Annotated in this window: 8 protein-coding genes; 3 read left to right on the top strand and 5 right to left on the bottom strand. The window is 66.8% G+C overall.

Annotated elements, in window-relative coordinates:
• The first annotated feature begins 101 nt into the window (after positions 1-101).
• Complete coding sequence (locus tag A5702_RS13955) at positions 102-494, top strand: hydrogenase (protein ID WP_068221417.1); 393 nt, start codon at positions 102-104, stop codon at positions 492-494.
• A gap of 40 nt (positions 495-534) precedes the next feature.
• Positions 535-1185 (top strand): DUF1345 domain-containing protein, encoded by a 651-nt coding sequence (locus tag A5702_RS13950; protein ID WP_055401374.1) that lies wholly within the window; start codon positions 535-537, stop codon positions 1183-1185.
• Here A5702_RS13950 and A5702_RS13945 read toward each other — a convergent pair.
• Together A5702_RS13945 and A5702_RS13940 are read right to left on the bottom strand one after the other, a co-directional pair.
• On the bottom strand, positions 1182-2702 hold the full coding sequence (locus tag A5702_RS13945; protein WP_068221415.1) for an adenylate/guanylate cyclase domain-containing protein: 1521 nt from the start codon (positions 2700-2702) through the stop codon (positions 1182-1184). The two genes, A5702_RS13950 and A5702_RS13945, sit on opposite strands and share 4 nt — an antisense overlap.
• Positions 2703-2747: 45 nt before the next feature.
• Positions 2748-3608, bottom strand: coding sequence for a hypothetical protein (locus A5702_RS13940; protein ID WP_231965055.1), 861 nt, complete (start codon positions 3606-3608; stop codon positions 2748-2750).
• 14 nt (positions 3609-3622) lie between these two features.
• Here A5702_RS13940 and A5702_RS26360 point away from each other — a divergent pair, with 14 nt between their 5' ends.
• Positions 3623-4222 carry a hypothetical protein gene (locus A5702_RS26360; RefSeq protein WP_156669626.1) on the top strand — a complete coding sequence of 200 codons (600 nt, stop codon included), beginning with the start codon at positions 3623-3625 and terminating at the stop codon, positions 4220-4222.
• Between the two features lie 33 nt (positions 4223-4255).
• Here the strand turns inward: A5702_RS26360 and A5702_RS13935 are convergent, their stop codons facing one another.
• The 3 genes from A5702_RS13935 to A5702_RS13925 all read right to left on the bottom strand — a co-directional run.
• Entirely contained in the window at positions 4256-4585 is a 330-nt protein-coding gene (locus tag A5702_RS13935; RefSeq protein ID WP_156669625.1) for a hypothetical protein, read from the bottom strand.
• Between the two features lie 128 nt (positions 4586-4713).
• Entirely contained in the window at positions 4714-5358 is a 645-nt protein-coding gene (locus tag A5702_RS13930) for a methyltransferase domain-containing protein (RefSeq protein ID WP_068221411.1), read from the bottom strand.
• 174 nt (positions 5359-5532) lie between these two features.
• Positions 5533-6114 (bottom strand): TCP-1/cpn60 chaperonin family protein (locus A5702_RS13925; RefSeq protein WP_304440338.1); only part of this gene is annotated, 582 nt, incomplete at its 5' end.

Genomic DNA, 6114 nt, shown 5'->3' with positions numbered 1-6114 from the left:
GTCGTCGACCCTGCCGACCACGACGGTGACGACGCCGCCCAGCCTTCCGCCCGGAACCCGCTGATCCGGCGGAGCGAGCCCGCGTGCTTGACGTCCAGACGATGCTCTTCACGCTCGGGTTGGTGCTGTTCCTGATCGGTCTGCTCACCGGGTTAGCGGTGCCCGCGCTGAAGAACTCGCGCATGGCCCTGTCGAGCCACCTGGAGGGTGTCTTCAACGGCATGTTCCTCGTGCTGCTCGGGTTGCTGTGGCCACACGTCCACCTGCCGACCGCCTGGGGCGTCGCGGCCGTCGTGCTGATCGTGTACGCCGCCTACGCGAACTGGCTGGCCACCCTGCTCGCGGCGGCATGGGGCGCGGGCCGCAGGCTGGCCCCGATCGCGGCGGCCGACCACGAGGCCTCGGCGCCGAAGGAGTGGATCGTCAGCTTCCTGCTGGTCTCACTCGCGCTGGCGATCGTCGTGGGCGTGGGCATCGTCATCGTCGGGATCTGATTTCGCGCCGGACGACGAGCGCTCGTGCTTAGGTCGGGTTGTGAAATCCCTCGCTGCCTTCTTTCGCGACACGGTCGCGGCCCGGATTGGGGTTGCGGTCGCGCTCGGCGTCGCCGTCGCGTTCGGGGTGGGTAACACCATCGGCTGGCGATTCGCGCTCGCGGGCTGGATCGTCACCGCGGGTGTCTACGTGCTGTGGACGCGGCTCATCCTGGGCGGAATGGACGCCGAGCAAACCTGCAGATACGTGACGAAGGAGGACCCCACCCGCTGGGTGGCCGACGCCGTCATCGTGTCGGCCAGCGTCGCGAGCCTGGGCGGGGTCGGTTACGTGGTGGCCGCGGCGTCGCACTCGGGCCCTGGAACCGTAACGGCCGCCGTCGTCGGCATCCTGACCGTCGCGGCATCCTGGTTCGCCGTGCACACGTTGTTCACCGTGCACTACGCGCGGCTCTATTACTCGGACGACCCCGGTGGCATCAACTTCCACGACCCGGAGCGCCCTTGTTTTCGGGACTTCGCCTATGTCGCGTTCACCGTCGGCATGACCTTTCAGGTGTCGGACACCGAGATCGGGCTGTCGTCCATCAGGGCGACGGTGTTGCGCCACGCGTTGCTGTCCTACCTCCTCGGCGCGGTCGTCTTGGCGGTCACCGTCAACCTGATCGCGGGATTGGGCTCGAAGCTCTAGCGCGCTGGCTTGAGCGCGGGGTCGAGGCCGAAAACTTGCACGGCGGCCGACTTGCCCTTCAGCGCGTGAAATCCCCTGTCGGCTAGCCCGATTGGCGCGGAAGTCAAGGCGTCGACGGACTGCTGGGTGAGCAGGATCGCGTCGCCGGTGGTCTTGGTGAGCTGCTCGACGCGCGCGGCGACGTTGACGGTGTCACCGATCAGGGTGAATTCGAGCTTGCCCCCACCGCCGATGGTGCCGGCGATCACCACGCCGGTGTTGATCCCGATGCCGATCCGCAGCGCGCCGTCGAATCGCTCGGCGACCAAGCGCAGAATCAGTGCGGCGGCGTCCAGCGCGGCGTCGGCATGATCCGCCAGATCGTTCGGGGCGCCGAAGACCGCGAGGGCGCCGTCACCGAGGAATTTATTGACGTGCCCGCCGGCCTGGACGACGGCGGGCACGACGATCTCGAACAGCGTGTTGAGCCGCGCGACGGTGTCCTCCGCGGAATTCGCCTCGGCGAACGGCGTGAAATCGCGGATGTCGACGAACATCACTGTGACCTCGCGCCGCTCCCCGGTGAACACGTCATCGCCCTGCTCGAGCAGCCGCGAAGCCAAGACGGGGTCGACGTAGGTCCCGAACGCCGCCTGAAGGCGTTGCCGCTCAGCCAAACCCGCCTGCATGCGGTTGAACGAGGCCGCCAGCGCGCCCAAGTCATCGTCCTGAACCACCGGCAGGCGCCGGCTATAGTCGCCGGCCGCAACGCGTTTGGTGCCTTCGGCGAGGTCCCGGATCGGGCGAAGGGACGGCGAAAATGCAGTGGCGACCGTGATCGGCACACCGAACCCCAGCGTCAACACGCATCCGATGAGCACCCACACGATGGGTTGCTGACTCGCGGGGTGCAGAACAGCCGAAAACATCGCGCCCACGACGGCAAAGGACAACGCGGCCGCGAGCATTGCCAGGTTCGACCATGCGGCGAAGCTCGGCCGGGCCCGGGGCAGGGAATCCCCGACATCCGTGTCACCGGCGAGGGCGATCCGCACCGGCCGCATCGGCGCTTCCGCCAAGGTGTGAACCCCGATCAGATGGGCGCCGACCCCGAAAACCCCACCCAGAACGGCATATTGGATCAGGCGCGGACCCGCCGCGCCGGCGATGGCACTGACGCCGACTGCCAAGAGCGCCCCGAACGCGGCGAAAAGCACCAGCGCCCGGGCAATACTACGGCGCGACCATTCATAGCTCGCCTCTAGCGCCTTCTCCGGATCCACCCGAGCACCCGCGGCCCACCGCTGCGCAATGCGCCACACTCCTTGACCGGGTAGCGGCACCGCGTACGCGATCACCAATGCATGAACGACGGTTGCCCCGGCCGCAGGAGAATATCGACCGGAGTGCTCGACGGTCACGATGGCGAACGACAGTACGAGGTATGTCGGCAGCACCACCACGAAGGCCCATGCTGAAATCACCCACGAGTACCTCGATCCGTGGTGATCCCATGCCCACTGGAAGAAGCGGTCCATGGCGCGAGACTAAACGCCGGTAACCCTTGAGATCACGATTACCGGTCACCTGTGCGCGAATTCGGCGAGCTTGGCATCGAGCTCCGCGGCGTCCGGGCTCGCGTAAACCTTCGGCTCGCGCTTGTTGACCCACACCATGAACGGGCAGCCGGTCACGGGACCATTCACCGAGCCCAGTTGTTCGATGCGCTTGCCGGTCCTCGCCTCGCGCAGTTCGACGTCGTACTGCACGGCGTAATAGTCGACGGTTACCCGCTCGCCCGAGTCGGTCTTGAGGTCACACGTGCGAGACTTCACCTCGCTCCCAGGCTTACGGGTCAGGCACGCAACCACATTGATCGACTGGAAGTCCGCGGGATTCACCCGGTAGTCGGCGCGGGAGTCGAGTGTCACCTCGTTCCAGTGGGTGTTTGACAACTGGTTCATCGGGTTTGGCTCGTCGTTCGGAGCGAACGCCACAATCTTGTACGGCTTCCCGTAGGCCGCGGCGTTGCTGATGGACCCGCGCTCGCACACCACGTCAAAGCTTATGACCGAGGTGGCTTTCTGGACTCCGCCGCGCCCGTCGAGGCCGTCGCGGGCGATGTCGCGCACCACGTAGAAACCGACCAAGGCCACCGGCACCATGACGACGATCGCCGCGACCACAAGCACGACCACCAGCGCGACGTTGGTCTTGCGCGGCGGAGGCGCCGGCGGCGGGTACGGCGGAGGCCATTGCTGGGGGTGCTGCGGTGGTTGCGGCGGCCATTGCTGCGGATAGCTCACGCTCGCGCCCCCCACGTCATGGTGCGGCCAGCTTAGCAATACGCGCGGTTCGGAGCAGCCTCTGAATTTCACCAGAAACGACGTGAGAAGGCGTGCAGCAGTATTACGGTGCAGTTTGGGCCTTGCGGCCAGCCGCAACGAATTTGATTCTGGTGGTGAACACATTGTCATCGAGGACGCAGACTCTGAGCAAAGCGATCAAACTCCTTGTGGCACCGGGGGTTACGTTGTGGGCAGTCCTCAATGCCCCGGCGGCCGGGGCCGGACCGGGCGGCAACATTCCCGGCCCCGGGGTGTGCGACTATCCCGGTGTCGGCGGAAGTACTTTCGAGGCGGGGGCCACGACGTACTATTGCGATTTTCCCATCGAGGAGAACAGCACCCACTGGCATTGCGAATACGGCGGCTGGAACATGGGTGGTCCAGGTGGTAACTCCATCATCGGCGGAACTTTCATGGGTTTTGGGTTGACCATCCCGGCAGGCGATTTCGGGGGCGCTTCCGGTGGTTGTTCATGGCGCTGGCCGGATAACACGATCGGCCCACCACCGAACCCACCGGGCGCGTGGCGGAACTACTTGGTGCCCAAGCCGCCACCGCCCGAACATCGGGCACAACCGACCCCACCGGCCGGGCCGGAGTCCGGGCCGGCGCCGGTGATTACTCCCGATGCCGGCCAGGAGCCCGAGACACCGGCCTACACCAATCCGGCGTTTCCGAATCCCGGCAGGACCCAGAATCCGCCATTTTAGGCTTGGTCGCGGCCGATGTGCCTGGAGTCCGGGCTAAGGGCACATGAAGCTGATCGGCGGGCAAGTCCTCCTGGTGATCGCCTCGATCGGCGGGTTGTCGCCATCCCAGATCGAGGTCGGCCGGCCCTGGCTGGTGACGTTGCCCATCCCGTAATTGGTCGGATACCAGGTGTGGCAGACGCTCCAGTCCCAGTCGATGTATTGGTTGACGATGTAGGGCATCTGCTTCGGGTCGCCGGGGCACCAGCGGTGCGGTTCCATCGTGTCCGCGTGGGCGACGCCCATACCCCACCCGGTCAGCGCGGTGCCCCCCGCCAGCACGGCGGCGGCGGCGAGTCTCTTGGTCATCTGGGCAAACAGCATGATGGCGGTCCTTCCTGGTCTGTTCGTCACAACCAGTGCACAACCCCCGCGTCGCTACCGATCCCAACAGAACGCATCCGAAGAATCAACACCCCCGCGCTCGCGCGGCCGGCGGGTAACGCAGCGACCTACCCCGGGGCGGAAGCAACGAGCAAATGGTGTGGGACCGCCACGTCGGCGAGGCGACGCTGCTCTACATCCTCGAGGCCCGCTCTCCTCAAGGAGGCGACGACATCCGCGACCGGGCGAAGGGTGAACCCGTACGCGGTGAAAGGCAAGCGGGCCATCGCGTCGGGATCGCCGATCCCCAACACGGCCCGGCCACCGGGTCGCAGAACGCGGGCGAGTTCGGCGCAGGCCGCGTCGAGGTCGGTGACGAAGTAGACCGTGTTGACCGTGATCGCCGCGTCCAGCGACCCCTCGTCGATCGGCAACGCGGTCAGCGACCCATTTTCCAGTGTCAGTGTGCCGGCCGCGATCTGGGCGGCGAAGCGCGCCCGGGCACGCGCGAGCATGTCCTCGGCGATCTCAACGCCGTGGACCCTCCCCTGCGGACCGACTCGCCGCAGGAGCAGTTCAAGCCCGAGTCCGCCACCAAAACCGATGTCGGCCACCGCATTTCCGGCTGTGACTTCCGTCGCCTCGACGGCGCCGGCCACCGCCTGGCGATTGCCGCGATTGAGCAGCAGCGCCACTCCGCGACCGACAACACCATGCGGACGGCCGAGCTGCCCGGCAACCGCTGTCAGCACCGCCCGACGCAATCCCGCCACCGTATACCTCAGATCGAATCATCGGACCGGCTGTCTTCCCGATCATGCCACCGTTCAACCGCCGAACGTGTACCGGCTGCGACATCCCGGCGGGTTTTTCGCACTGGTTGCACGCTCGCGATCGAGACGAAAACACCCCCGGCCCAACGGACCGGGGGTGTTTCGCGCTACTCGCTAGTGATGGTGGTGATGACCGTGCCCGTGGTCGTCCTCTTCGGCGGGCTTGTCGACGACGGCCGTCTCGGTGGTCAGCACCATCCGCGCCACCGAGGCCGCGTTGAGCACCGCGGAGCGGGTCACCTTGACCGGGTCGATCACGCCGTCGGCGAGCAAGTCACCATAGGTGAGCTTGTCCGCGTTCAGGCCGTGCCCGGCCGGCAACTCGCTGACCTTGCTCACCGCGACCGCGCCGTCCAGTCCGGCGTTGGTGGCGATCCAGTACAGCGGTGCCGCGAGCGCCTCGGCGAACACCTCGACGCCCGCCGCCTGATCGCCGGACAGCGACCCACGCAGCTCCTGCAGCGCCGCGCGCGCCTGGATCAGCGCCGTGCCGCCACCCGAGACGATGCCCTCTTCGACGGCGGCCTTGGCCGCCGCGACGGCATCCTCGACGCTTTCCTTGCGTTCCTTGAGCGCGGTCTCGGTGGCGGCGCCCACCTTGATCACCGCCACGCCGCCGGCCAGCTTGGCCAGCCGCTCCTGCAGCTTCTCGCGGTCCCAGTCGGAATCGCTCTTCTCGATCTCGGCGCGCAGCTG

The organism is Mycobacterium sp. E3339 (assembly GCF_001666915.1).
Taxonomy (GTDB): Bacteria; Actinomycetota; Actinomycetes; order Mycobacteriales; family Mycobacteriaceae; genus Mycobacterium.
This window is presented reverse-complemented; position numbering and strand designations above follow the sequence as displayed.

Bases quoted from the DNA above. Each gene is read 5' to 3' on its own strand.
- A5702_RS13955 (WP_068221417.1), top strand. From the start codon at position 102: ATGCTCTTCACGCTCGGGTTGGTGCTGTTCCTGATCGGTCTGCTCACC.
- A5702_RS13945 (WP_068221415.1), bottom strand. From the start codon at position 2,702: ATGGACCGCTTCTTCCAGTGGGCATGGGATCACCACGGATCGAGGTAC.
- A5702_RS13935 (WP_156669625.1), bottom strand. From the start codon at position 4,585: ATGCTGTTTGCCCAGATGACCAAGAGACTCGCCGCCGCCGCCGTGCTG.